Below are 24,808 nucleotides of genomic sequence, written 5' to 3'. Positions count from 1 at the left end.
CGACCGCCGAACCTCCGTTAAATGCCCGCAGACATTTCCCGGGGAGTGCCAGGATGAAGACATCCGAACTGGCCGAGCGGCTGCTGGCGGTCATCGAAAACGACATACTCCCGCTGACGGAGAAGGGGGTGGCGGCCGGCAACAAGGTGTTCGGTGCGGCGATCCTGCGCAAGGCCGATTTCTCGCTCGTGCTGGCCGAGACCAACAACGAGACCGAAAATCCGCTGTGGCATGGCGAGGTCCATACGCTGAAGCGCTTCTACGAGATGGCGGAGAAGCCCGACACGCGCGAGCTCATCTTCTTGTCAACGCACGAGCCCTGCTCCATGTGCCTCTCGGCAATCACCTGGGCCGGCTTCGACAATTTCTACTACTTCTTCAGCCACGAGGATTCGCGCGACAGCTTCTCGATTCCGCACGACCTGAAGATCCTCAAGGAAGTCTTCCGGCTTGAACCGGGCGGCTACGCCCGGGAAAATGCCTTCTGGAAGTCGGCCTCGATCGCGGCCCTCATGCGGGATGTCGATCCAGAGACGACAAAGAGGCTCGCGGCACAGGATGCTCGGATCCGCGAGCGCTACAATCGCCTGTCGGCCGCCTATCAGGCGGACAAAGACAACAACGCCATACCGCTGAACTGAGTCCAATGGAACCTTCTCGCGATATTCAACGCCTCATCGACATCATGGCAGCACTTCGCGACCCGAAGACCGGCTGCCCGTGGGACATCGTCCAGACCTTCGAGACGATCAAGCCCTACACGATCGAGGAAGCCTACGAGGTCGCCGACGCGATCGAGCGCCGCGACATGGACGATCTTTGCGACGAGCTCGGAGACCTGCTGCTGCAGGTGGTCTATCACGCGCAAATGGCGGAAGAGGTCGGCGACTTCTCCTTCGGCGACGTAGTGGAAGCCGTCACCCGCAAGATGATCCGCCGCCATCCGCATGTCTTTGCACGGTCGGATGCCGATACGCCAAAGGCGGTCAAGCTGCAATGGGACGAGATCAAACAGGCCGAGAAGGCGGATCGGCGCGCGCGCCGGATGCGGCGCGGCCTGCCGCTGGAAGAGAAGTCCGGCCATCTCGGTTCAGTGCAGCGCAGCTTTCCGGCACTCGTTGAGGCGCTCAAGCTTCAGGAGCGCGCAGCCAAGGTGGGTTTCGACTGGTCGGAGCCGGCACCGATTCTCGACAAGGTCGAGGAGGAAATCGGCGAGCTGCGCCAGGCGCTGAAGGATGGCGACCGACGAAAGATTGCGGACGAACTCGGCGACCTGATCTTCGCACTGGTCAACATCGGCCGCCATATTGGTACCGATCCTGAAATGGCGCTGCGCGGCACGAACACGAAATTCCGGCGCCGGTTCAGCCATATCGAGCAGGAACTGCATGCCTGCGGCGAGACGCTGGATGCCGCATCGCTGGAGCGGATGGAAGAACTCTGGCAGGCGGCAAAGGCGATTGAGAGGCAATTGACGTAGCGGCATGCCGTGAGGTCAAGCTTCCCAATCTTCCGCAACTGGCTTGGGCCCGTTTCCTAGCCGTCTTTCAAGCTCGGCCGCCTCGGACTCTGTCAAGCGCAGGTCAAGGCTGATCCTTCCGTCTTCGAGATCGTCGCGGCCATCGACGATCGCGTGCTCATAGATCCAGGGCAAGAGCTGCAACTGGTCCAATCCCAAGGCGACAGTGCACTCGGTCAGCACGCCTGAAAGACGACGGCCGATTTCAGCGAGCAGATCGTCGACACCTTCGCCGGTGATCGCCGAAACGGCGACGGTGTTGTCGGTGCCCGCCGCTTTGTTCACCAGTGCCTCGCGCACCTCCGGCTCGAGCCTGTCGATCTTGTTCCAGACCTCGACGATGCGCTCGGAGCCTTCCTTCTCGTCGATGCCGAGATCGGCCAGGATACGCAGCACATCGCCTGCCTGCGCTTGATTGTCCGGGTCCGAGAGATCGCGGACATGCAGAATGAGGTCTGCCTCGAGTACTTCTTCCAACGTCGCGCGGAAGGCGGCGACGAGGTGCGTCGGCAGGTCCGAGATGAAACCGACGGTATCGGACAGAATGACCATTCGGCCATGCGGCAGCTTCAGCCGCCGCAGCGTCGGATCTAGCGTCGCAAAGAGCATGTCTTCGGCCAGCACGCCCGCGCCGGTCATCCGGTTGAAGAGCGTCGACTTGCCTGCATTGGTGTAGCCGACCAGCGCCACGATCGGGTGCGGTACCTTCTTGCGCTTCGAACGATGCAACTGACGCGTCCGGCGCACCTGCTCCAGCTCGCGCTCCAGCCGCACGATCCTTTCCTGCAGCAGCCGACGGTCGGCTTCGATCTGCGTTTCGCCCGGACCGCCCATGAAGCCCGCGCCCCCGCGCTGGCGCTCAAGGTGGGTCCAGCTTCGAACCAGCCTGCCCTTCTGGTAGTTCAGATGGGCGAGATCGACCTGAAGCGTGCCCTCCTTGGTGGAGGCGCGCCGGCCAAAAATTTCGAGAATGAGCCCGGTCCGGTCGATGACCTTGGCGTTCCATTCCTTCTCGAGATTGCGCTGCTGCACCGGCGTCAGCGGGTGATCGACGATAACGAGGCCCGCATCCTTCTCGTTGAGGATATGGCCGATCTCCTCGATCTTGCCGCTGCCGAGCAGGGTGCCGGGCTTCGGTTGCGCCACGGGAACGATCGTGCCGTGCACGACATCGAGATCGATGGCGAGCGCAAGCCCCGTGGCCTCTTCAAGCCGGCTCTCGTCCGAGCGCGTGCTGACCGCTGCCACATCAGCGGCCGGCTTGCCCGTCTTCTTCAAGACCGGCACGACGACGACGGCGCGCATGTCGTCGCGGCGCTTCTCAAGCTCCGGTATGATCGACGACGGCGATTTCGAATTGCGTTTGGTAATGGTCCTCAGGTCCCGTCAGGATGCCACTTCCTCATTCTCGAACATCTGCAGAGGCTGGCCCGGCATGATGGTCGAGATGGCGTGCTTGTAGACGAGTTGAGAATGGCCGTCACGGCGCAACAGGACGCAGAAATTGTCAAAAGATGTCACAACACCCGTCAGTTTCACGCCATTGATAAGGAAAATGGTCAAGGAAATTTTTTGCTTGCGAACCGTATTAAGAAAAAGATCCTGCAAGTTTTGAGAACGTTCCGCCATCGCGCCGCTTCTTTCTTATTTGCCGGCTTTGGCGCCGGTGCATTTTGTCAAATTTGCGATCAGACGTGTCACAGAAGCCTTCCCCCGACACCTCTTGAAGTTTGGTATCAAATCGCCGTCTTTTCCGCAACGTCGAAAAAGGCTTCACGAATATTCTGTGCTATGCTTCCCGGATGGCCGTTGCCGATCGGCTTTCCATCGATCGATACGACCGGAAAGCAGATGCTCGTGGCAGCGGTGACGAACACTTCCCGTGCGGCAAGCATTTCCTCGACAGAGAAGGCCTTCTCCTCGATCTTCAGGCCGAGCGGCTTTGCCACGTCCATCAGTGTCGTACGCGTGATGCCGCGCAGGATGCCGTGCTCGGCCGGGCGCGTGCGCAGCGTCCCCTTGCCGTCGACGATCCAGACATTCGTCGCCGCCCCTTCCTTGACCGTGCCGTCCGCGTCGACGAAAATCGCCTCTTGCGCGCCGACTTCCTTCGCCCTTTGGCGAGCGAGGACGTTCGGAAGCAGGCCGACCGTCTTGATGTCCACCCGGTCCCAGCGGTTTTCCGGCACCGTAATCGCGGCAATGCCTTCGGCATTCTTCCTGGCGATCGCGGCGGCATCGGTGCGCTTAGCCGTGACGACGACAGAGGGTGGCGTGCCCTTGGCCGGGAACACATGATCGCGCCGGGCGACGCCCCGCGTCACCTGAAGATAGAAGAGCCCGTTGAGGACGCGGTTGCGCCGCAGCACCTCGCGAATGACCTGGATCAGCGCAGCCCGGCTCATCGGCCAGTCCATCCTGAGTTCACTCAGCGACCGGTCGAGGCGGTCGAGGTGACGGCTGAGATCGACAATGAAGCCGTGCCGCACCTCACAGACCTCGTAGACGCCATCGGCAAACTGGAAGCCGCGGTCCTCCACATGGATCGCGGCTTCGGAATGCGGGATATAGGCGCCGTTCACATAGGCGGTTCTTGGCATGGAGCTTCGCGGCCTCAGACGCCCAGCGACTTCAGCTTGCGATGCAGCGCCGAGCGCTCCATGCCGACGAATTCCGCCGTGCGGGAGATGTTTCCGCCGAAGCGGTTGATCTGGGCGATCAGATAATCCCGTTCGAACATTTCGCGCGCCTCGCGCAGCGGCAGGGTCATGATGTGCTGGTCGCCCTTGGCGGAAATCTTCGGCAGCGTGTCGCCCACCTCGTTCGGCAGCATGTCGGCACTGATCGGCGTATCCGGGCCGTCGCTGCGGGCGAGGATCATCAGGCGTTCGATGTTGTTGCGCAACTGGCGGATATTGCCCGGCCAGTCATGCGCCTGGAGCACGGCAAGCGCATCCTCGCCGATCTTGCGCGGCCGGATGCCGGCATGTTCGCTCACCTGGCGCATGAACATGTCGACAAGGAAAGGAATATCCTCGCGCCGCTCGGCGAGCGCCGGAACGCGGACGGGAATAACGGCAAGCCGGTGATAAAGGTCCTCCCGGAAGAGGCCCTCGGCGATCATGTTCTCAAGATTGTAGGCGGTCGAGGAAATGATACGCACGTCCACCTTGACGCGTTTCGAGCCGCCGACGCGCTCGAACTGCTGATCGACGAGCACGCGCAGGATCTTGTTCTGCGTCTCGCGCGGCATTTCGCCGACCTCGTCGAGATAGAGGATGCCGCCATGGGCCTCCTCGAGCGCGCCGGTGCGACGCGGCTGACCCGCGGTGCCCTCGGTGCCGAAAAGCGCGATTTCCATGCGGTCCGGCGTGATCGCGGCCGCATTCAAGGCGACGAAAGGACCGGTGGAACGCGTCGACTTGCGATGGATCATGCGCGCCACCAGTTCCTTGCCGGAACCGGAGGGTCCTTGGATCATGATGCGGCTGTTGGTCGGGGCGACCTTCTCGATCGTCTGGCGCAGCTGCGACACCGCGACCGAAGTGCCGATGAGCTCCACCGGATCGCCCGACCGCTTCTTGAGTTCCGACACTTCGCGCTTGAGCTTGGAATTCTCGAGCGCCCGCTCGGCAATCAGGATCAGCCGATCGGCCTTGAACGGCTTCTCGATGAAGTCGTAAGCGCCGCGCTTGATCGCGGAAACAGCCGTCTCGATGTTGCCGTGGCCGGAAATCATCACCACCGGCAGGTCCGGATGACGGCTCTTGATCTCGTCCAGCAGCGCCAGCCCGTCCAGCCGGCTGCCTTGCATCCAGATGTCCAGGAAGATGAGCCGCGGCACGCGGTCGTTGATCGCCGCAAGCGCGCTGTCGCTGTCGAAGGCCGTCCGCGTCTCGTGGCCTTCGTCCGACAGGATGCCCGAGACGATCTCGCGGATATCTTCCTCATCATCCACAACCAGAATATCAGCCGCCATTGGTATTACCCTTATCCTTCACAGTCTCATCGCCCCCGGTTTCGCCGGCGGGCGGCAGGATCACGCGGATCATCGCCCCGACACCGCCGTCGAAATCCGCCGGTGCATCGTGCAATTCCAATTGTCCGCCGTGGTCCTCGATGATTTTCTTGACGATAGCGAGACCCAGCCCCGTGCCTTTCTCTCGCATCGTCATGTATGGCTCCAAAATCCGGTGCCGGTTTTCGGTGGGGAGCCCCTTGCCGTTGTCGACAACGTCGACGACGAAGCGCCCGGTCGCGTCGTCGCGACGGGAGCGAACCAAGATCGTCGGCGCACCGCGCGCCGCCTCGGCCGGGACCGCCTCGATCGCCTCAACCGCATTCTTGACGACATTGCCAAAGGCCTGGCCGAGCATGCGCCCGTCGAACTGGCCCTCGAGCGCCTCGTCGCCGAAGTCGCGGATGAAGGTGATGTGGTTGTTGCCCATTTCGCGCAGGAAGACGGCGTCCTTGAGGATCGAGCGCAGGTCCGACTTTTCCTTCGTCGGTTTCGGCATGCGCGCGAAGGCTGAGAACTCGTCGACCATCCGGCCGATGTCTTCCACCTGGCGCACGATCGTATCGGTGCACTGGTCGAATACGGCCTTGTCCTGCTGGTCGATCTGCCTGCCGTAGCGCCGTTTGAGGCGTTCGGCGGAAAGCTGGATGGGCGTCAGCGGATTCTTGATCTCATGGGCGATACGCCGTGCCACGTCCGCCCAGGCGGTCGAGCGCTGGGCAATGACCAGATCGGTGATGTCGTCGATCGTGATGACGTAGGAGCCTTGCGAGCCCTCGCCCTCTTCCCGGGTCACCTGAACGTTCAGCGTGCGCTCGGTTCCGCCGCGCATGATGTTGATCTGTTTACGGTAGTCGTTGCGATAGCGGCTTTCCGCCTCGACCAGCACCTCCTCGATCTCCGGCGCCACCTCGCGAAGGCTGGCGCCGAGCAGTCCCGGAGCCGATTTCCGCAGGAATTCCTCCGACGAGGGATTGGCGATCGTGATGCGCCGGTCCCGGCCGACGCCGATCACGGCCGCGGTGACGCCGGAAAGCACGGCCTCGATGAAGCGGCGGCGCTGATCGACCTCGTCCTTGGCGACCAGGATCTGGTCCTGCTGCGTCCGGATCTCGCTGACCATCTTGTTGAAGGTGCGCGAGAGATTGCCGACGTCGCCGTCGACGGCACGCACCGGCACGACCACGTCGAGATTGCCGGAGGCGACGCTGTCGGCCGCGCCGATCAGTTGCCGAATCGGCCGGACGATGCGGTCGGCAACGGCTATTGCCGTCCAGATCGCCGCCAGAAGCACGATCAGCGCGAAGCCGATGTAAAGGACACCGAAGGCGATCTGCAACGAGGTGCGTCCCGCCTCAAGCGCCTTGTACTCGGCGGTGTTCTCCTCCATCAGCCGCATGGAGCGCATGACTTCGGGATCGACGTTGCGAAGCGTATAGAGGTAGATGCCGGGGAAATTCTCCAGCGGAACGACCGCTCCGACGAGATTGGTGACGCCGGGGGGGATAAGCGTCGGCTGGCCCGCGACGGTGCTCTTCAACGCGTCCTGCGGGATGGCAGGCAAGGGCCGTTCGGTCGAGATATTGGCCTGGAGGATGGCGCTGCCGTCGGCGCGAACGAGGAAGGCGCCGAGCATGCCGCGCCCCCTCGCCTGACGCGTCATCAGTTCGGTGAAGCCGGTGCGGTCGAGGGCGTAAAGCTGCCGGTTGCGCTCGAGGTCGTTGGCCATCGAGACCGTCTGGCCTTGAAGGTAGCTGGCATTCTCCAGGACATAGGCCTGGGCGACGTTCAGCGAGGAGCGCACGATCGCCTGGGTGCGCAGCGAGAACCAGCGGTCGAGGCCGACATCGAGGGTGATGCTGGCGAAAATCGCGACGAGGATGGCCGGCGTGATCGCGACGATCGAAAACAGAGCAACGATGCGCACATGCAGCCGCGCCGCCGCCCTCCCCTTGCTGCGGGCGCGAAGCAGCCTGATGATCTCGCGGGCGATCAGATAGATCAGGCCGACGACGAAGACGCCGTTGACGCCGGCGCAGGCAATGACGATGTTCCGTTCCGGCCTGACGGGGGTGAGGCCGAGAAGGACGAGCAGGGACAGGGTGGCGCAGACCAGAGCCCCGGTGGCCAGCATCAGGCCCGGGAACGCGAAGGAGGCCCGCGGATCCTGGGCAGCCGCAACACCCTCCTCCGTGCCCAATGGCAAGGCCATGCCATCCACCATAAAAAACTTCCCCCAAAACCGGCGCCCCGAAGACACCGGCACCCGCCTGCAATCCGGACCAGGATATTGAATGCCCTAGCCCGGACGGACGACGGCACATGCCGCGTCACGCGAGCCGCCATTGCCCGAGTCAGATCGAATCGGCCGCCCCGTGAGCCTTCAAGCAACGCATTGTGGCGAAAATGCAACGGTGTTGCAAAGCAGTCAAGCGGTGCGTGAGCTCCGATAGACGGAGACGCCCAGTTCGCGGATCTTCTTGCGCAGCGTGTTTCGGTTGAGTCCGAGGAGATCGGCTGCCTTGATCTGGTTGCCGCGTGTCGCCGTCAGGGCCGCGAGGATCAAGGGATACTCCATTTCCGCAAGCACCCGGTCGTAAAGGCCCGTCGGCGGCAACGCCTCGCCGAAGCTTGCGAAATACTGCCGCATGTTCTCCTCGACCGCCTGCGAGATCGACATCGAGCCGGGACGCGCGACGGCCTTGTCGATCGGGCTGTCCGGCACCTCCGATCGCAGCTCGTTTTCGATGATCTCGCGGGTGATCACATCCTGTGGATAAAGTGCGGTGAGGCGCCGCACGAGGTTCTCGAGCTCGCGAACGTTGCCGGGCCAGGGATGCGCCTTCATCAGTTCCAGCGCTTCCTGGTCGAAGCGCTTGACGTCGAGCCCCTCCTTTTCGGCCTGCTGGACGAAATGCCGAACGAGATCGGGAATATCCTCGGCACGATCGCGAAGCGGCGGCAGACGCAGCGGCACGACGTTCAGGCGATAGTAGAGGTCCTCGCGGAAAAGACCCTGGTTGATCGACTGCTTCAGGTCCTTGTTCGTCGCCGCGACGATGCGCACGTCGGAGCGGATCGGAGTGCGCCCGCCGACGGTCGTGTATTCGCCCTGCTGCAGCACGCGCAGCAGCCGCGTCTGCGCATCCATCGGCATGTCGCCGATTTCGTCGAGGAAAAGCGTACCGCCCTCGGCCTGTTCGAAGCGGCCGGTGGAGCGCGTCTGGGCGCCGGTGAACGCCCCTTTTTCATGACCGAACAGTTCCGATTCGATGAGGTCGCGGGGGATCGCGGCCATATTGATGGCGACGAAGGGCCCGTTCCTGCGCTTGCCGTAATCGTGCAGGGCGCGCGCGACCAGCTCCTTTCCGGTTCCCGATTCGCCAGTAATCATCAGCGTCAGATCGGTCTGCATCAGCCGGGCAAGGACGCGGTAGATTTCCTGCATGGCGGCGGAGCGGCCGACGAGCGGCATGCCGTCCTGCGAATCGTCATCCAGCTTGGAGGGGCGGCGTTTCGGCTCGGCCAGCGCCCGGCCGATGATGCCGATCAGCTCGGTCAGGTCGAAGGGTTTCGGCAGATAATCATAGGCGCCCTTCTCCGACGCCTTGATGGCGGTCATGAACGTGTTCTGCGCACTCATCACCAGAACCGGCAGGTCGGGTCGCGCCTTCTTGATCCGCGGCAGGAGATCGAAGGCATTCTCGTCCGGCATCACCACGTCGGTAACCACCAGGTCGCCGTCGCCGGCGGCGATCCAGCGCCAGAGCGTCGCGGCGTTGGAGGTGATGCGCACGTCGTATCCGGCACGGCTGAGCGCCTGGTTGAGCACGGTGCGAATGGCTGCGTCGTCATCCGCGACGAGGATCGTGGCGCCGGTCATGCAATGCTTCCTTTTGTAGTCGGAGTTACGTCATCCGCCGCCCGTCCCTTGGAGGCCGGCATCAGGACGCGAAAGGTCGTGCGGCTGTGCTGGCTGTCGCATTCGACGATGCCGCCATGGCCGCCGATGATCTTGGCCACCAGCGCCAGCCCGAGACCGGAGCCGTTCGTCTTCGTCGTGATGAACGGATCGAAGAGATGCGGCAGCAGGTCCGAGGGCACGCCCGGTCCGTTGTCGTGGACACAGAACTCCAGCGGCAGCGAGATCTTTTCCCGCGTTCCCGCCACCGAGAGCCGGATGCCGGGCCGATAGGCCGTCGTGAGCATGATTTCGCCTTCCGGCCGGTCGCCGATCGCCTCCGCGGCGTTCTTGACCAGGTTGAGGAACACCTGGACGAGCTGGTCGCGGTTGGCATAGACGGGCGGGAGCGATGGGTCGTAGTTTTCGGAGATCTTGATGGCGCGGGCAAAGCCCGCCTTGGCGATCGCCTTCACGTGGTCGAGCACCGAGTGGATGTTGAGCGGCACGCGATCGACCGGGCGCTCGTCAGAAAACACCTCCATGCGGTCGACAAGCGAGACGATGCGGTCGGTCTCGTCGCAGATCAGCCGCGTCAGCGCCCGGTCTTCGTCGTTCACAGAGGTTTCAAGGAGCTGCGCCGCGCCCCTGATGCCGGACAGCGGGTTCTTGATCTCATGGGCGAGCATCGAGGCAAGCCCCGTGACGGAGCGCGCGGCTGCCCGATGGGTCAGCTGCCGATCGATCTTGTCGGCCATCGAGCGCTCCTGGAAGACGATGACCACGGATCCCGGCTGCGACAGCACCGGCGCCACGTAAAGATCGACGAGCTTGTCGGCGCCAAGCCGCGGCGAGCTCAGGTCCACCCGGTACTCGTTGACCGGAGCGCGCCTTTCGCGCACCTGGTCGATCAGCGTCAGAAGCGGGCTGCCGAAGGGAATGAAGGCGCTGATATCGTGGCGGGCGAGATGGTTGGCGCTCGCCCCGAAGAAGGACTCCGCCTCCCAATTGGCGAAGGCGACATGGCCGTTTTCGTCGACGAGAATGACCGGGTTCTGTATGGCGTTCAGCACCGCCATCGAGAGGTCGTTCGCGGCCTCTGCTGGTTCCGGGACCATTGCCTTTTCGGTCATGCCGCAATCTCTCCCCTCGCCGGCTCCAAGCCGGAGCAAGCAATCGCGGCCGCGACCCGATCGCTCACAAGTTTCACATCCTTCGCCGTCAGGATTTCGGCCTTTTGCGCTGCCGGAAGCTCCGGCGCGAAACGCTCGAGATACCAGCCAACATGCTTGCGAGCATGACGAAGACCGATCTCCGCCCCGTAGAAGTCGAGCATCATCGCGTAGTGCTCGACAAACGTTTCCGCTATTCGCGTGGCATGCGGTTCATCTGCGGCACCGGCCAGCACGCCCGCATGCCACGGCCGGCCCTGGCAGGAGCGGCCGACCATGACGGCGTCGGCACCGGAGCGGCGCAGGATCTCCGTGGCATCGGCGATCGTATCGACATCGCCATTGGCGATTAGCGGCACGGAAATCGCCTCGCGAACCGCGCGGATCGCATTCCAATCCGCCCTGCCGGTATAGAATTGCATGCGGGTGCGGCCATGAATGGTGATCGCCTGGACGCCCGCCGCCTCGGCCCGGCGGGCGATCAGCGGCGCGTTAATCGAATTCTCGTCCCAGCCGAGCCGCATCTTCAGCGTTACCGGCACGCGGACGGCCTTGACGGTCGCCTCGATCAGCGACAAGGCATGGTCCGGATCGCGCATCAGCGCCGAACCGGAATAGCCGCCTGTCACCTTCTTTGCCGGACACCCCATATTGATGTCGACGATGTCGGCACCGTTGGCCTCGACAATCTTGGCGGCCTCCGCCATCCAGTGGGCTTCGCGCCCGGCCAACTGGACGATGTGGGGCTCAATGCCGGAATTCTTCAGTCGCGCCCAGGACTCGGCCGCATTGGCGACCAGTTCACGGCTTGCCACCATTTCGGTCACGACGAAACCGGCACCGAAGCGCCAGGCGAGCATACGAAAGGGCAAATCCGTCACCCCTGACATCGGAGCGAGCGCCACCCGATTGCGGATTTCAATTTTCCCGATCCGGAGTGACGATGACAGGGCCGGCAGTGGCAAATGCATATCTTTCGGGCACATGAATATCTTGCACTATTTTTAGACAGTATTGTTCGACTTGCCAAGCGATTTCCACACGCCCGACAAAATTCCTCGAAGCGCGTCGGCGCACTTCAAATCCGCATTTTCAGGCATGCCGATCACCTGAAAACCGCCGCACAGTCGGACTGCAGGGGACAGATGGCTGGCAATCACAGGACCTTCGCGGTACATGACGGCGTAGATTGGCGAATTGCGGGACCCCATACAGAAGATGCAGCCGGAAGAACAGTTCTCCTGTGGTGTTGTTGTCGTCGCGGCCGGCCGCGGCGAGCGCGCCGGTCAATCGGCGGACGGACCGAAGCAGTATCGCAGGATCGGCAATCGCCCCGTTATCGCCCATACACTTGACGTTTTCGCGACATGGCCGAGCACCGGGCCGATGGTCGTCGTTATCCACCCCGACGATGAGGCGCTTCTCGCCGCGGCGCTCGGGCGCATGGGCGACTCGCTGGCCGTGTCGGTGGTTCACGGCGGCGCGACGCGTCAGCTCTCGGTTCTCGCCGGCCTCGAGGCGCTCGCCAAGGCCGGAGTCAAGCACGCAATGATCCACGACGCCGTGCGCCCATTCATCGACCATGCCCTGCTCGACCGCTGCCGGGCGGCGCTCGAAGGCGGCGCCGCGGCGGTCGTTCCGGCAGTTGCCGTCGCCGATACGCTGAAACGGGCGACCGGCGGCCGCGTCGAGGAGACGGTGCCGCGGACCGGCCTCTACGCGGCGCAAACGCCGCAATGTTTCCGTCTCGAGGCGATCCTCGCCGCCCATCGCGCCGCAAGCGCCAGCGGCCGCAGCGATTTTACCGACGACGCATCTATTGCGGAATGGGCCGGCATCCCGGTGGTCCTCGTCGAGGGAGCGCCGGATAATGTCAAGCTCACGCTTCAAAGGGATATATCGATGGCCGATGAACGGCTGAACCGGCATGCAATTCCCGACGTCCGCACCGGCAACGGCTACGACGTGCACCAGCTCGTCGAGGGCGACGGCGTCACGCTTTGCGGCGTGTTCATTCCGCATGACCGCAAGCTCTCCGGTCATTCCGACGCGGATGTCGCCTTGCACGCCTTGACCGACGCGCTGCTCGCCACCTGCGGCGCCGGCGACATCGGCGACCACTTCCCGCCTTCGGATCCGCAGTGGAAGGGTGCCCCCTCGCGTATCTTCCTGGAGCACGCCGCCCGGATCGTGCGCGAGCACGGCGGAGTGATCACAAACGCGGACGTTTCGCTGATCGCGGAAGCCCCGAAGGTCGGCCCCCACCGCCAGCAGATGCGCGAAAACCTTGCCGCCATGCTCGGCATCGCGCTCGACCGCTGCTCGGTGAAGGCGACGACCAACGAGAAGCTCGGCTTCGTCGGACGCCAGGAGGGTATCGCCGCAATCGCCACCGTAACGGTCGTCTATGTGCCGGAGAACAAAGCCTGATGTGGCCGGCCGACATCGAACAGGCGGCGCGCGACATTATTGCCGATTTCACCGCGCGCGGGCTGAAGATCGCCACCGCCGAATCCTGCACAGGCGGATTAATCGCCGCGGCGCTGACCGAGATTGCCGGCTCGTCCGCCGTCGTCGACCGCGGCTTCGTCACCTATTCTAACGAGGCGAAAATCGACATGCTCGGCGTCGATGCTGCGACGCTCGCGGCCAACGGGGCGGTCTCTCACGAAACGGCTGCGGAAATGGTCCGCGGCGCCATCGCCCACTCCCGCGCCGATCTCGCGGTGGCGGTGACGGGCATTGCAGGCCCAAGGGGCGGCTCGGCGGAGAAGCCTGTCGGGCTCGTTCACCTCGCGGCTGCAACGCGGTCGTGCAATATCCTCCACCGAGAGATGCGCTACGGCGCGATCGGCCGCAATGCGGTGCGGCTCGCGACGGTGAAGACGGCGCTCGATCTTCTCAGGGAGATCGCTCAGGTGCCGTAGACCGCGTCGGCGCGTTTCTCGAAGGCTTCCGAGAACATGCGGAAGGCGCGATCGAACATCGAGCCCATCAGGGCGCCGAGGATGCGGCTCTTGAACTCGTAGTCGATATAGAAGTGGACGATCGACTCTCTCTCGTTCACCGGTTCGAAGCGCCAGACATTGTCGAGATACTTGAACGGCCCCTCGATGTAGTTGACGTCGATCAGCCGCTCGGCCGGCTTCAGCAGAACCTGAGTCGTAAAGGTCTCGCGGATGGCCTTGTAGCCAACCGTCATGTCGGCCAGCAGCAACGCCTTGCCGTCGCGCTCCTTACGCGATCGCACGCTCAGCGCCTCGCAGAGCGGCAGGAATTCCGGATAGCGCTCGACATCGGCGACGAGGTTGAACATCTGTTCCGCCGAGTGCTTTACGACATGGTTGGTTTCGAAATGCGGCATAGTTTGGAGTTAAGGCCGAGCCGAGAGAAGATCAAGGAGTTGGCGCATTTGTGCCCGGCTTCTTATCTGGAGAACGGGCACTGCGTGCTCATGGAGCCCGGCTTCGACGATGGGGGCGAATTTGCGTTCGAAGGTCCAGATGTAGCGAACGAATTCCAAACTCAATCGCTCGGGGCAGCCGTCGGCCATTTCCGGCCGCGCCTGGCCTCGCCATTTCAACCAGCGGCGCACCGCCCCCCACAGACAAAGCAGGCGCGGCATACGCACCCAAAGAACGACCTCCGTGCGCGGCATCCTTAGATCGAAGCTCGAAGGGTTTGTTCCGTCCATAATCCATCGCGGCTGATCGACCTTGGCGGCGATCATTGCCCGCTGTTCCGCGCGTGGGCGCGAGTTCCAGCCGGGCAGCCAGAAGAATTCGCGGTCCATGGAGATGAAGGGTAGATCGAAGCGGGTGGAAAGCCACCGCGCGAGAGTGGTTTTGCCGCCACCGGAGCAGCCGATCACGAGAATCCGCCTCGCCTGCGCGAGATGGCCCGCTGCCTCGGCAATATCTGTCAGATCCTGTGCCATGCCGTCTCCACAAAAGGAAAGCCGCGACATCGGAACGCCGCGGCTATTGATCCCGTATCGGCGGCCGGCGAAGAGCTACTCCGCCCCGAGCTTCTTCTCGCGCGCCGCCTTCAGCCGTGCGAAATCGTCGCCGGCATGGTGCGAGGAGCGGGTCAGCGGGCTCGACGCCACCATCAGGAAGCCCTTGGTATAGGCGACCGTCTCGTAGGACTTGAACTCCTCGGGGGTGACGAACTTCTCGACCTTGTGATGCTTGCGGGTCGGCTGCAGGTACTGGCCGATCGTCAGGAAATCGACGTCGGCGGTGCGCAGGTCGTCCATCAGTTGCAGCACCTCGTTCCGCTCCTCGCCGAGACCGACCATGATGCCGGACTTGGTGAACATCGTCGGATCGAGTTCCTTCACCCGCTGCAGGAGACGGATCGAATGGAAGTAGCGGGCGCCCGGGCGCACCGTGAGGTAGTTGCCCGGCACGGTCTCGAGATTGTGGTTGAAGACGTCGGGCTTGGCGGCGACCACCCGCTCCAGCGCACCTGGCTTCTTGAGGAAGTCGGGCGTCAGGATTTCGATCGTCGTCGTGGGCGAGGCCTCGCGGATCGCAAAGATCACCTTCTCGAAATGCTCGGCGCCGCCGTCCTCCAGGTCGTCACGGTCGACCGAGGTGATGACGACATGGCTCAAGCCCATCTGCTTGACGGCCTTGGCGACGTTGGCGGGCTCTTCGAGGTCGAGGGCGTTCGGCTTGCCGGTCGCCACGTTGCAGAAGGCGCAGGCGCGCGTGCAGATCTCGCCCATGATCATGAAGGTGGCGTGCTTCTTGTCCCAACATTCGCCGATGTTCGGGCAGCCGGCCTCCTCGCAGACGGTGACGAGCTTGTTGCTCTTCACGATCGAGCGGGTCTCCTGGTAACCCTTCGAGGTCGGCGCCTTCACGCGAATCCAGTCCGGCTTGCGCAGCACTTCCGTATCCGGGCGGTGCGCCTTTTCCGGATGGCGAATGCGCTGAGCCCGATCCGAGACCGCGTCGAAAACCGTTACCATGTTTCTTCCTTCGTCTTATCGAGCATGCGGCCAGAAGCCGTCGGCGATTTCGATCTATATAAACAGCCGGACATGAAAAGTCAGGCCACCATTTGCATGGCAGCCCGACCGCGATTGAATGGCGAATGGACTTCTATCCTCGAACGGCGCGGCCCGCGGCGATCAGCAGGCAGGCGCCGATGAAGCCGACGACCAGATAGGCGATCCAGCCCGTATAGGCCATGCCGAATGCCGCCAGGATGAAGTTCAAGACGACCGCGCCGATGATGCCGAGGATGATGTTCATGAACAGGCCCATCTGGCTGTTCATGAATTTCTCCGCCAGCCAGCCGGCCAGCCCACCGATGATGATCGCTGCCAAAATGCCCACGCCATTGACGCTCATGACGACCTCCGCGCACTGAAGATGCTACGCAATCAATGCGTGAGCATACCGCAAGTTCCGAACGGTCGCACGTCATCAGGCGTTCAGGACTTTTCCGTAGGCGTCGAGCACGCTTTCCTTCATCATTTCGGAGAGCGTCGGATGCGGGAAGATCGTGTGCATCAGCTCTTCCTCGGTCGTCTCCAGATTCATGGCAACGACGAAGCCCTGGATGAGCTCGGTGACTTCCGCGCCCACCATGTGCGCGCCGAGGAGCTCGCCGGTCTTCTTGTCGAAGATCGTCTTGATCAGGCCCTGGTCTTCGCCAAGCGCTATCGCCTTGCCGTTGGCGCCGAAGCTGTAGCGGCCGACGCGAATGTCGCGGCCGAGCTCCTTCGCCCTCGCCTCGGTGAGGCCGACGGAAGCGACCTGCGGGTCGCAATAGGTGCAGCCCGGGACCTTGCCCTTGTCGAGCGCATGGACGCCCGGGACGCCGGCGATCTTCTCGACGCAGATGACGCCCTCATGCTCGGCCTTGTGCGCCAGCATCGGCGGACCGGCAACATCGCCGATCGCATAAATGCCGGGGACATTCGTCTTGCCATAACCGTCGGTGACGATGCAGCCGCGGCTGGTCTCGATGCGCAGCGCCTCGAGGCCGAGGTTCTCGATGTTGCCCTGAACGCCGACGGCCGAGATCAGACGGTCCGCCTTGATCGGCGTGACCTTGCCGTCCTTCGTCTCGACATGGGCCGTGACATCGTTGGCGCCCTTTTCGACCTTCGTCACCTTGGCGTCGGTGAAGATCTTCATGCCGCGCTTTTCGAGCTGCTTGCGGGCAAAGGCGGAAATCTCGGCATCCTCGACCGGCATGACCTGCGGCAGGAGTTCGACGACCGTGACGTCGACGCCCATGGAAAGGTAGAAGCTGGCAAATTCGATGCCAATCGCGCCGGAGCCCATGACCACCATGGTTTTCGGCAGCTCCTCGGGCTTCATCGCCTCGAAATAGGTCCAGATCAGCTTGCCGTCCGGCTCGATGCCGGGCAGCGCCCGCGGCCGGGCGCCGGTCGCGATGATGATGTGCTTCGCCGTATAGGTGCCCTCGCCCTTGACACCCTTCGGCACCGGGTTCTGCGGCTGGACGGCCGGCTTCGACGGCGCGCCGACGACGATCTCGCCAGGCTTCGTCAGCTTCGCCTCGCCCCAGATCACGTCGATCTTGTTCTTCTTCATGAGGAAGGCGACGCCGCCGTTCAGCCGCGCCGAGACGCCGCGCGATCGGGCCACGACATCCTTGACGTTGGCGGTGATCTTGCCTTCGAGCGTCAGGCCGTAGTTCTTGGCGTGGTTGGCATGGTCGAGGATCTCGGCGGAGCGCAGCAGCGCCTTGGTGGGGATGCAGCCCCAGTTGAGGCAGATGCCGCCCAGGTGCTCGCGTTCGACGATCGCCGTCTTCAAGCCCAGCTGCGCCGAGCGGATGGCGGTGACATAGCCGCCCGGGCCCGAACCGATAACGATGACGTCGTAATTCTCAGCCATGTGTTTCCTACCTTTGTTTCAAGCGACCTTGCGGGTGAAGAGCACCCAATCATGTTTCCTGCTGTCTTCGAAAGGCGGCACGGCTTCGCCGCGCGCCCTCTCTTCGAAGCCGTTCACCCTGTAGAGCGACTGCGCCTTGTCGTTGTGGCCCTCGGTGATCAGGCTTACAGGCGCTTTGCCAGCTCGGCGAAATTCGTTCTCGAGCAGCGCCCGGCCGATCCCCTTTCCGCGATGCGCCCTGTAGACGCCAAGGCTGTCGACAAACCAGTGACCGACCACCTCTCTCTGCAGCGCCAGCAAGGGCGCAAGGACAGGATGCCTCGGCTCGATCTCTGCAATCGACGCGTCGATAGCGTAGGAGACCGAAGCGCCGACGATCTCGTCTCCGAGGACCGCAACGACCGCATCGCTCCACGTTCCCAAACCCTCGTCCTGCCGGAGCCGGTTTCGGCCGTGTTCGAAGGCCGTCTCCGCCGACCGGGCCAGGACACCGCCGTACCACAGCCACGAAGCAAAGCCATGCGAGGCGATATCGACGAGGATCGCCAGTTCCGCCGCCTCGCTTCGCATAGCGGGCCTGAGGGTTGCGCCAGCCGCCATCGTCAAAGCCCGAGCAACATCCGGACGACCGGCTCCACGCCGCGGCCGATCGCACGGGTATTCTCGGCGTCGAGATGAACCCCATCGAGCGGCGTCGTCCGAGCGACCGAGCCGGCGTCGAAGAAGCCGCAATCGAGTTCGTCGGCGAGATCGCGATAGAGCGAGGCCAGCATCGCCGACTGCTCGACGCCGCCGGCAAACATCGCCGCGAAGTCGCTGTCGGCGGTTTCGCAAAGCGGTGGCGGCGAGACGATCAGGATATCCGGGCCCTCCTCCGTCTCCGTCGGCCAGTCATGCTTGCGAACCAGATTGACCAGGCGCTCGACACCCTTGACGGCGCCGAAGGCGGTGCCGTGAATGATTGGCTTCATGTCGTTCGAACCGAGCATGAAGACGACAAGATCGAGCGGTGCGTGGCTGTGCAGCACGGTCGGAAGGACACGCGCGCCGTTACGGTCGCAATCGGCGAGATGATCGTCATAGGCTGTGGTGCGGCCGTTCAGCCCCTCGGCGATGACGTTGACGCCGGAACCCAGCGCCTTCTGCAGCACGCTCGGCCAACGATCCTCCAGCGCATGCCGACCCGGACCCTCCGCATCATAGCCCCAGGTCAGACTGTCACCATAGCAAAGGACTGTCTTCATCTGCCTACTCGCATGTGATGCATGTCGCCCAAAAGTGTGCAGCGGTTGAGGCAATGACACGCACAAGACGTCAGGAAAGGAAGGACCGGCGGAAGCGCCGGTCCGGATCGCATCAGACGAGCATGCCCATCGGGTTTTCGATGTAGCGCTTGAAGGCGCCGAGCAGTTCGGCACCAAGAGCGCCATCGACGCAGCGATGGTCGGTCGAGAGCGTGACGGTCATCATGTTGGCGACGACCATCTCCTTGTTCTTGACGATCACCCGCTCCTCGCCGGCGCCGACCGCGAGGATCGTCGCGTGCGGCGGGTTGACGACGGCTGCGAAGTCCTTGACGCCCATCATGCCCATGTTGGAGACGGCGGTCGTACCGCCCTGATATTCTTCCGGCTTCAGCTTGCGCTCTTTCGCGCGCTTGCCGAGATCCTTCATCTCGTTGGAGATGGCCGAAAGGCTCTTCAACTCTGCCTGGCGGACGATCGGCGTAATCAGGCCGCCCGGAATGGACACGGCAACGCCCACATCGGCGTGCTTGTGCTTGACCATGTTCGTATCGGTCCAGGAAACGTTCGCATCCGGAACGTCGCGCAGCGCCAGCGCCAGCGCCTTGATCACCATGTCGTTGACCGAGAGCTTGTAGACTGGCTTGCCATCCTTCTCCGGTGCTGCCGCGTTAAGCTGGGCACGCAGTGCCAAGAGAGCATCGAGCTGGCAATCGAGGGAAACGTAGAAGTGCGGGATCGTCTGCTTCGATTCCTGCAGGCGCTTGGCAATCGTCTTGCGCATGCCGTCATGCGGGACGAGCTCGTAGGAGCCCGGCTCGAAGAGCTTGAGGACGGCGTCTTCCGACATGCCCTTGGCAAGCGGTGCCGCGGCCGGCGCTTGCCCGGCTGCCGGCGCCGCGGCCGGCTTGGCGGTGCCGCCGGAAACTGCGGTTTCGACATCCTTCTTGACGACGCGGCCATAGGGACCGGAACCGGCAATGGCCGAGAGATCGATGCCCGCTTCCTTGGCGAGGCGGCGGGCGAGCGGCGACGAGAAGACGCGCTTTGCATCACCGGCCGCCGGTGCCGGCGCAGTCGATGCGGCCGGAGCCGCAGGCGCTGCGGCCGGTGCCGGTGCAGCGGCAGGTGCTGCCGGAGCCGGTGCTTCCGCCTTGGCGGCGGAGGCCGGCGCGGCCGCGCCATTACCGCCCTTGGCCGCCGTTGCGACATCCTCGCCGTCCGCGGCCAGAACCGCGATCAACGCATTGACCTTGACGCCTTCGGTGCCGGCCGGAACGACGATCTTGGCGACGGTGCCTTCATCGACGGCTTCGACTTCCATGGTCGCCTTGTCGGTCTCGATCTCGGCGATGACGTCGCCGGACTTGACCTTGTCGCCTTCCTTGACGAGCCACTTGGCGAGATTGCCTTCTTCCATCGTCGGAGAGAGGGCAGGCATTGTGATGTTGATTGGCATCGAACGTCCCTCTCTTATTTGTAGCAGACGGCTTTCACCGCATCGACGACCTCGGCGACGTTTGGCAGAGCAAGCTTCTCCAGGTTGGCCGCGTAAGGCATCGGCACGTCCTTGCCGGCGATCGTCAGGATTGGCGCATCGAGATAGTCGAACGCCTGCTGCATGACGCGGGTGGCGATCTCGGTGCCGACGGAGGACTGCGGGTAGCCTTCCTCGACGGTGACGAGGCGACCGGTCTTCTTGACCGATTCGATGACCGTCGGCAGGTCCATCGGGCGGATGGTCCGAAGGTCGATGACTTCGACATCGATGCCCAGCGCCTCGAGCTCGGCGGCGGCCTTGACCGCATAGGTCATGCCGATGCCGAAGGAGACGATCGTCGCATCCCTGCCGACGCGGTGAATGCGAGCCTTGCCGATCGGCAGAACGAAATCTTCGAGCTTCGGTACTTCGAAGGACTGGCCGTAGAGGATTTCGTTTTCGAGGAAGATCACCGGGTTCGGGTCGCGGATCGCGGCCTTGAGCAGGCCCTTCGCATCCGCCGCCGTATAGGGCATGACGACCTTCAGGCCCGGAATATGGCTGTACCAGGCGGCATAGCACTGCGAGTGCTGCGCGGCCACGCGGGCTGCCGCACCGCTCGGGCCGCGGAAGACGATCGGCGCGCCCATCTGGCCGCCGGACATGTAGAGCGTCTTGGCGGCCGAGTTGATGATGTGGTCAATCGCCTGCATGGCGAAGTTGAAGGTCATAAACTCGACGATCGGACGCAGGCCGGTCATCGCCGCACCGACGCCGATGCCGGCAAAACCATGTTCGGTGATCGGCGTATCGACGACCCGGCGGGGGCCGAATTCCTGCAGCAACCCTTGCGTGATCTTGTAGGCGCCCTGGTATTCGGCAACCTCCTCGCCCATGACGAAGACGTCGTCATTGGCGCGCATTTCCTCCGCCATTGCATCGCGCAGCGCTTCGCGGACGGTGATCGTCACCATCTCGGTGCCGGCCGGAATGGCGGGATCGGACGGGACTTCCGCCTTCGGCTGGGCCGCTACGGGCGCCGCGGCCGGCGCCGGAGCTTCTGCCGCTGCCGGCTTCGGCGCTTCCGTCTTGCCGCTGGCAATATCGCCGGCGCCCTCGCCGTCCTGAAGCAGCACGGCGATCGGCGTATTGACCTTTACGCCTTCGGTGCCGGCGGCGATCAAGAGCTTGCCGATCGTGCCTTCGTCGACGGCTTCGACTTCCATCGTCGCCTTGTCGGTTTCGATCTCGGCGATGACGTCACCGGAGGCAACCTTGTCGCCCTCGTTCTTCAGCCACTTGGAGAGCGTGCCTTCCTCCATCGTCGGGGAAAGGGCAGGCATAAGAATTTCTACTGGCATATTCGTCCCTCCCCGGATCAAAGCAGGATGTCGGTATAGAGCTCGGACACATCCGGCTCCGGATCAGACTGGGCAAAATCCGCGCTGTCCGCAACGATGTCGCGAACCTCCTTGTCGATCTGCTTCAGTTCGTCCTCGCTCGCCCAGCCCTTTTCGACAAGGCGGGCCTTCACCTGCTCGATCGGATCATGCTCCGAGCGCATCTTCTGCACTTCGTCCTTCGAGCGGTATTTCGCCGGGTCGGACATGGAGTGGCCGCGGTAGCGGTAGGTCAGCATTTCGAGGATGATCGGCCCCTTGCCGGAGCGGCAATGTTCGACAGCGTCGTCGGCTGCCGCCTTGACCGCGCGCACGTCCATGCCGTCGACCTGATAGCCCGGGATGCCGAAGGAAGCGCCGCGCTGCGAGAAATCGGTCTGTGCCGAGGCGCGCGACACGGAGGTGCCCATCGCATAGCGATTGTTCTCGACGATGTAGATCACCGGCAGCTTCCAGAGCGCTGCCATGTTGAAGCTTTCGTAGACCTGGCCCTGGTTGGCGGCGCCGTCACCGAAATAGGCGAGGCTGACATTGTCGTTGCCGCGATACCGATTGGCGAAGGCAAGGCCGGTGCCGAGCGATACCTGCGCGCCGACGATGCCGTGGCCGCCGTAGAAGTGCTTCTCCTTGGAGAACATGTGCATCGAGCCGCCCTTCCCCTTGGAAAGACCGCCGCGGCGACCGGTAAGCTCGGCCATCACGCCGCGGGCGCTCATGCCGCAGGCGAGCATATGGCCGTGATCGCGGTAACCGGTGATGACCTGGTCGCCCTCTTTCAGCGCCAGCTGCATGCCGACGACGACGGCTTCCTGGCCGATATAAAGGTGACAGAAGCCGCCGATGAAGCCCATGCCGTAAAGCTGGCCGGCCTTCTCCTCGAAACGCCGGATCAGCAGCATTTCGCGATAGGCCTTCAGTTCATCTTCCTTGGAGAATTCGGCGATCGTGCCGCTGGTGAAGTCCTTCTTGGCCGGCTTGGCGGCGGCCTTGCGGCTGGAGACGGACGCGGTTTTTCGCGGAGCCATTCATTCCTCCCAATGGTTAGCCTTTGGTGGGCTACCATAGGCAAAGAAGCGCGCCGCAGCAATGCCATATTTGCATGGCTATCATTCAAGGCAAATAGCTGAATTTAAACGTTTATTTGTGATTAACCGAATTTCAGTTAATTCGCTGGGCGATGAAAAATGACGATCTCGTCGCTACGCGACATATTGAGCGCGAGGCGAGCCTTCTCATCCAGCATGTCTCTTTCCAACGAACCGTCACTCATCAGCTCGACCTCCTTTTCCAGGATTTGCCGCCTTTGAGTGAGCTCGTCGAGCCGTGCCTGCCGCTCGGCGATCTGGCGGTCGAACTCCTCCGTCGCCCTTAAGCCGTAACCGCCATGGATCGAATGATAGCCGAAGTAGGAAAGAAAGGCGACTGCGATCACCGGCACTACCAGCCGCCCCAGTCTCCGCTTCTTGTGATGCCGTGTCCACATCGTCGATGCCCTGCTACGCAATACCAAGGCAGACTAGCGCCGATTGATTAACCGACCGTTGACCATGAATGGCAGGGAAAAGGAAACCCGCCGGCCGTGAGGCAGGCGGGTTTGGAATATTGCGGGTTGTCGGCAGGCATTTTGGCTTAATTTGCCCTCACCTCAGTCCCCTCTCCCCGCACGCGGGGAGAGGGGACTGACGTGGCACCCGCGAGTCCCTTCTCCCCGCGAGCGGGGAGAAGGTGCCGCTAGGCGGATGAGGGGCAGCCGCTGCGCCGCTTAGCCAATAATCACCCCCGCAGGATCGACCGACCCGCGTAGGCCGCCTGCAGGCCGAGCTGTTCCTCGATGCGGATCAGCTGATTGTACTTGGCAAGCCGGTCGGAACGGGCGAGCGAACCGGTCTTGATCTGACCGCAATTGGTGGCAACCGCCAGATCGGCGATCGTCGAATCCTCGGTTTCGCCGGAACGGTGCGACATGACGGCGGTGTAGCGGGCCTTGTGGGCCGTCTCGACGGCATCGAGCGTCTCGGAAAGCGAGCCGATCTGGTTGACCTTGACGAGGATCGAGTTGGCGACGCCCATCTTGATGCCGTCGCGCAGCCGCGCGGAGTTGGTGACGAAGAGGTCGTCGCCGACGAGCTGGCACTTGTTGCCGATGAGGTCGGTCAGCGCCTTCCAGCCGTCCCAGTCGTCTTCGGCCATGCCGTCCTCGATCGAGATGATCGGATACTTGGCGGCAAGCTCTGCGAGGTATTCGGCCATGGCACCCGGCTCCAGCGTCCGGCCCTCGCCTTCGAGCACGTATTTGCCGTCCTTGAAGAACTCCGTCGAGGCGCAGTCGAGCGCGACATACATGTCCTCACCCGGCTTGTAGCCGGCTTTCTCGATCGACTTCATGATGAAGTCGAGGGCCGCAGGCGCGGAAGCCAAGCCCGGCGCGAAGCCGCCTTCGTCGCCGACATTGGTGTTATGGCCTTCGGCGGCGAGCTGCTTCTTCAGCGTGTGGAAGACTTCCGAACCCATGCGGACGGCATCCTTCAGCGTTTCGGCGCCCACCGGCATGATCATGAATTCCTGGAAGTCGATCGGGTTGTCGGCATGCGCGCCGCCGTTGATGATGTTCATCATCGGCACCGGCAGGAGATGTGCGTTCGGGCCGCCGACGTAACGGTAGAGCGGCAGGCCCGCCGCTTCCGCCGCAGCCTTGGCGACGGCGAGCGACACGCCGAGAATGGCGTTGGCGCCGAGGCGCGACTTGTTCGACGTGCCGTCGAGCTCGATCATCGTCTTGTCGATCTGGATCTGGTTCTCGGCATCGAGACCGCCGATCGCCTCGAAGATCTCGCCGTTGACGGCGTCGACGGCTCGCTCTACGCCCTTGCCGAGATAGCGGGTGCCGCCGTCGCGCAGCTCGACCGCTTCATGCGCGCCGGTCGAAGCGCCCGAGGGAACGGCGGCGCGGCCGAAGCTGCCGTCCTCGAGATGAACATCGACCTCGACGGTCGGGTTGCCGCGGCTGTCGAGGATCTCTCGGCCGATGATGTCGATGATCGCAGTCATGATCTCTTCCCTGCTTGTGGACGTTGGTGATGGTCGGCCTGTCTTAATGGATGGCCCTGAAATTACAATGGCGCTGGGCGCCGGGAGCACGGGGTGCCGTCGTGCGTCATGAGAATTTCACGCGCGGCGCGGCACCTGCTCT

Annotated in this window: 24 protein-coding genes; 4 read left to right on the top strand and 20 right to left on the bottom strand. The window is 63.2% G+C overall.

Annotated features, from left to right (window positions below; genetic code table 11):
- The first annotated feature begins 53 nt into the window (after nt 1-53).
- Nucleotides 54-641 (top strand): deaminase, encoded by a 588-nt coding sequence (locus NXT3_RS07790; protein WP_037423089.1) that lies wholly within the window; start codon nt 54-56, stop codon nt 639-641.
- Nucleotides 642-646: 5 nt separating this feature from the next.
- Complete coding sequence (gene mazG / locus NXT3_RS07785; RefSeq protein ID WP_104839052.1) at nt 647-1,480, top strand: nucleoside triphosphate pyrophosphohydrolase; 834 nt, start codon at nt 647-649, stop codon at nt 1,478-1,480.
- 15 nt (nt 1,481-1,495) lie between these two features.
- On the opposite strand, the gene hflX is transcribed toward mazG, so the two are convergent.
- The 8 genes from hflX to dusB form a co-directional block, all read right to left on the bottom strand.
- Entirely contained in the window at nt 1,496-2,824 is a 1,329-nt protein-coding gene (hflX, locus tag NXT3_RS07780) for a GTPase HflX (RefSeq protein WP_037423093.1), read from the bottom strand.
- Nucleotides 2,825-2,905: 81 nt separating this feature from the next.
- A complete protein-coding gene (gene hfq / locus NXT3_RS07775; RefSeq protein ID WP_037423095.1) occupies nt 2,906-3,148 on the bottom strand; it encodes an RNA chaperone Hfq in 243 nt (80 codons plus the stop codon).
- 107 nt (nt 3,149-3,255) lie between these two features.
- A complete protein-coding gene (locus NXT3_RS07770; protein ID WP_104839051.1) occupies nt 3,256-4,119 on the bottom strand; it encodes a D-amino-acid transaminase in 864 nt (287 codons plus the stop codon).
- Nucleotides 4,120-4,133: 14 nt separating this feature from the next.
- Nucleotides 4,134-5,498 carry a two-component system response regulator NtrX gene (gene ntrX / locus NXT3_RS07765; protein WP_037383220.1) on the bottom strand — a complete coding sequence of 455 codons (1,365 nt, stop codon included), beginning with the start codon at nt 5,496-5,498 and terminating at the stop codon, nt 4,134-4,136.
- Entirely contained in the window at nt 5,488-7,803 is a 2,316-nt protein-coding gene (locus NXT3_RS07760; RefSeq protein WP_423827992.1) for a sensor histidine kinase NtrY-like, read from the bottom strand. Before NXT3_RS07760 ends, ntrX begins: the two co-directional genes overlap by 11 nt.
- Nucleotides 7,804-7,965: 162 nt before the next feature.
- The gene (gene ntrC / locus NXT3_RS07755; RefSeq protein ID WP_097526844.1) at nt 7,966-9,420 is read right to left on the bottom strand and encodes a nitrogen regulation protein NR(I); all 1,455 of its coding nucleotides are present in this window, start codon (nt 9,418-9,420) and stop codon (nt 7,966-7,968) included.
- Nucleotides 9,417-10,571 (bottom strand): two-component system sensor histidine kinase NtrB, encoded by a 1,155-nt coding sequence (locus NXT3_RS07750; RefSeq protein WP_097526845.1) that lies wholly within the window; start codon nt 10,569-10,571, stop codon nt 9,417-9,419. The genes ntrC and NXT3_RS07750 overlap by 4 nt, the downstream gene beginning before the upstream one ends.
- Nucleotides 10,568-11,596 (bottom strand): tRNA dihydrouridine synthase DusB, encoded by a 1,029-nt coding sequence (gene dusB / locus NXT3_RS07745; RefSeq protein WP_097526846.1) that lies wholly within the window; start codon nt 11,594-11,596, stop codon nt 10,568-10,570. Before dusB ends, NXT3_RS07750 begins: the two co-directional genes overlap by 4 nt.
- 232 nt (nt 11,597-11,828) lie before the next feature.
- Here dusB and NXT3_RS07735 point away from each other — a divergent pair, with 232 nt between their 5' ends.
- Together NXT3_RS07735 and NXT3_RS07730 are read left to right on the top strand one after the other, a co-directional pair.
- The gene (locus NXT3_RS07735) at nt 11,829-13,040 is read left to right on the top strand and encodes a bifunctional 2-C-methyl-D-erythritol 4-phosphate cytidylyltransferase/2-C-methyl-D-erythritol 2,4-cyclodiphosphate synthase (RefSeq protein ID WP_104839049.1); all 1,212 of its coding nucleotides are present in this window, start codon (nt 11,829-11,831) and stop codon (nt 13,038-13,040) included.
- On the top strand, nt 13,040-13,537 hold the full coding sequence (locus tag NXT3_RS07730) for a CinA family protein (protein ID WP_104839048.1): 498 nt from the start codon (nt 13,040-13,042) through the stop codon (nt 13,535-13,537). The genes NXT3_RS07735 and NXT3_RS07730 overlap by 1 nt, the downstream gene beginning before the upstream one ends.
- On the opposite strand, the gene NXT3_RS07725 is transcribed toward NXT3_RS07730, so the two are convergent.
- The 12 genes from NXT3_RS07725 to eno form a co-directional block, all read right to left on the bottom strand.
- Nucleotides 13,525-13,974, bottom strand: coding sequence for a type II toxin-antitoxin system RatA family toxin (locus NXT3_RS07725; RefSeq protein ID WP_037423117.1), 450 nt, complete (start codon nt 13,972-13,974; stop codon nt 13,525-13,527). The two genes, NXT3_RS07730 and NXT3_RS07725, sit on opposite strands and share 13 nt — an antisense overlap.
- A 9-nt stretch (nt 13,975-13,983) precedes the next feature.
- On the bottom strand, nt 13,984-14,547 hold the full coding sequence (locus NXT3_RS07720) for a P-loop NTPase family protein (RefSeq protein ID WP_104839047.1): 564 nt from the start codon (nt 14,545-14,547) through the stop codon (nt 13,984-13,986).
- Nucleotides 14,548-14,622: 75 nt separating this feature from the next.
- Nucleotides 14,623-15,588 (bottom strand): lipoyl synthase, encoded by a 966-nt coding sequence (gene lipA / locus NXT3_RS07715; RefSeq protein WP_097526852.1) that lies wholly within the window; start codon nt 15,586-15,588, stop codon nt 14,623-14,625.
- Between the two features lie 133 nt (nt 15,589-15,721).
- On the bottom strand, nt 15,722-15,973 hold the full coding sequence (locus tag NXT3_RS07710) for a GlsB/YeaQ/YmgE family stress response membrane protein (protein ID WP_037383196.1): 252 nt from the start codon (nt 15,971-15,973) through the stop codon (nt 15,722-15,724).
- Nucleotides 15,974-16,048: 75 nt separating this feature from the next.
- Nucleotides 16,049-17,494: a dihydrolipoyl dehydrogenase gene (gene lpdA / locus NXT3_RS07705; protein WP_037423130.1), complete on the bottom strand. Its 1,446-nt coding sequence runs from the start codon at nt 17,492-17,494 to the stop codon at nt 16,049-16,051.
- An 18-nt stretch (nt 17,495-17,512) separates the two neighbouring features.
- Entirely contained in the window at nt 17,513-18,094 is a 582-nt protein-coding gene (locus NXT3_RS07700; RefSeq protein WP_104839046.1) for a GNAT family N-acetyltransferase, read from the bottom strand.
- A gap of 2 nt (nt 18,095-18,096) precedes the next feature.
- Nucleotides 18,097-18,738, bottom strand: a complete 642-nt coding sequence (locus NXT3_RS07695; protein WP_037423135.1) for an SGNH/GDSL hydrolase family protein — start codon at nt 18,736-18,738, stop codon at nt 18,097-18,099.
- 112 nt (nt 18,739-18,850) lie between these two features.
- A complete protein-coding gene (locus tag NXT3_RS07690) occupies nt 18,851-20,197 on the bottom strand; it encodes a pyruvate dehydrogenase complex dihydrolipoamide acetyltransferase (RefSeq protein WP_097526854.1) in 1,347 nt (448 codons plus the stop codon).
- Nucleotides 20,198-20,211: 14 nt separating this feature from the next.
- Nucleotides 20,212-21,579, bottom strand: coding sequence for a pyruvate dehydrogenase complex E1 component subunit beta (locus NXT3_RS07685; RefSeq protein ID WP_104839045.1), 1,368 nt, complete (start codon nt 21,577-21,579; stop codon nt 20,212-20,214).
- 17 nt (nt 21,580-21,596) lie between these two features.
- Nucleotides 21,597-22,643, bottom strand: a complete 1,047-nt coding sequence (gene pdhA, locus NXT3_RS07680) for a pyruvate dehydrogenase (acetyl-transferring) E1 component subunit alpha (RefSeq protein WP_037423144.1) — start codon at nt 22,641-22,643, stop codon at nt 21,597-21,599.
- A gap of 137 nt (nt 22,644-22,780) precedes the next feature.
- Nucleotides 22,781-23,101 carry an FtsB family cell division protein gene (locus NXT3_RS07675; RefSeq protein ID WP_097526856.1) on the bottom strand — a complete coding sequence of 107 codons (321 nt, stop codon included), beginning with the start codon at nt 23,099-23,101 and terminating at the stop codon, nt 22,781-22,783.
- Nucleotides 23,102-23,391: 290 nt separating this feature from the next.
- On the bottom strand, nt 23,392-24,666 hold the full coding sequence (eno, locus tag NXT3_RS07670; RefSeq protein ID WP_037423149.1) for a phosphopyruvate hydratase: 1,275 nt from the start codon (nt 24,664-24,666) through the stop codon (nt 23,392-23,394).
- Nucleotides 24,667-24,808 lie beyond the last annotated feature (142 nt).

Origin of the sequence: Sinorhizobium fredii, assembly GCF_002944405.1 — a bacterium.
Taxonomy (GTDB): domain Bacteria; phylum Pseudomonadota; class Alphaproteobacteria; order Rhizobiales; family Rhizobiaceae; genus Sinorhizobium; species Sinorhizobium fredii_C.
This window is presented reverse-complemented; position numbering and strand designations above follow the sequence as displayed.

Coding starts and splice junctions, on each gene's coding strand:
- NXT3_RS07750 (WP_097526845.1), bottom strand. CDS start 10,571: ATGACCGAAAAGGCAATGGTCCCGGAACCAGCAGAGGCCGCGAACGAC.
- ntrC (WP_097526844.1), bottom strand. CDS start 9,420: ATGACCGGCGCCACGATCCTCGTCGCGGATGACGACGCAGCCATTCGC.
- mazG (WP_104839052.1), top strand. CDS start 647: ATGGAACCTTCTCGCGATATTCAACGCCTCATCGACATCATGGCAGCA.
- eno (WP_037423149.1), bottom strand. CDS start 24,666: ATGACTGCGATCATCGACATCATCGGCCGAGAGATCCTCGACAGCCGC.
- NXT3_RS07725 (WP_037423117.1), bottom strand. CDS start 13,974: ATGCCGCATTTCGAAACCAACCATGTCGTAAAGCACTCGGCGGAACAG.
- hfq (WP_037423095.1), bottom strand. CDS start 3,148: ATGGCGGAACGTTCTCAAAACTTGCAGGATCTTTTTCTTAATACGGTT.
- NXT3_RS07720 (WP_104839047.1), bottom strand. CDS start 14,547: ATGGCACAGGATCTGACAGATATTGCCGAGGCAGCGGGCCATCTCGCG.
- NXT3_RS07700 (WP_104839046.1), bottom strand. CDS start 18,094: ATGGCGGCTGGCGCAACCCTCAGGCCCGCTATGCGAAGCGAGGCGGCG.
- ntrX (WP_037383220.1), bottom strand. CDS start 5,498: ATGGCGGCTGATATTCTGGTTGTGGATGATGAGGAAGATATCCGCGAG.
- lipA (WP_097526852.1), bottom strand. CDS start 15,588: ATGGTAACGGTTTTCGACGCGGTCTCGGATCGGGCTCAGCGCATTCGC.
- NXT3_RS07690 (WP_097526854.1), bottom strand. CDS start 20,197: ATGCCAATCAACATCACAATGCCTGCCCTCTCTCCGACGATGGAAGAA.
- pdhA (WP_037423144.1), bottom strand. CDS start 22,643: ATGGCTCCGCGAAAAACCGCGTCCGTCTCCAGCCGCAAGGCCGCCGCC.
- NXT3_RS07730 (WP_104839048.1), top strand. CDS start 13,040: ATGTGGCCGGCCGACATCGAACAGGCGGCGCGCGACATTATTGCCGAT.
- NXT3_RS07685 (WP_104839045.1), bottom strand. CDS start 21,579: ATGCCAGTAGAAATTCTTATGCCTGCCCTTTCCCCGACGATGGAGGAA.
- NXT3_RS07675 (WP_097526856.1), bottom strand. CDS start 23,101: ATGTGGACACGGCATCACAAGAAGCGGAGACTGGGGCGGCTGGTAGTG.
- dusB (WP_097526846.1), bottom strand. CDS start 11,596: ATGTGCCCGAAAGATATGCATTTGCCACTGCCGGCCCTGTCATCGTCA.
- lpdA (WP_037423130.1), bottom strand. CDS start 17,494: ATGGCTGAGAATTACGACGTCATCGTTATCGGTTCGGGCCCGGGCGGC.
- NXT3_RS07770 (WP_104839051.1), bottom strand. CDS start 4,119: ATGCCAAGAACCGCCTATGTGAACGGCGCCTATATCCCGCATTCCGAA.
- NXT3_RS07695 (WP_037423135.1), bottom strand. CDS start 18,738: ATGAAGACAGTCCTTTGCTATGGTGACAGTCTGACCTGGGGCTATGAT.
- NXT3_RS07790 (WP_037423089.1), top strand. CDS start 54: ATGAAGACATCCGAACTGGCCGAGCGGCTGCTGGCGGTCATCGAAAAC.
- NXT3_RS07735 (WP_104839049.1), top strand. CDS start 11,829: ATGCAGCCGGAAGAACAGTTCTCCTGTGGTGTTGTTGTCGTCGCGGCC.
- NXT3_RS07710 (WP_037383196.1), bottom strand. CDS start 15,973: ATGAGCGTCAATGGCGTGGGCATTTTGGCAGCGATCATCATCGGTGGG.
- hflX (WP_037423093.1), bottom strand. CDS start 2,824: ATGCGCGCCGTCGTCGTCGTGCCGGTCTTGAAGAAGACGGGCAAGCCG.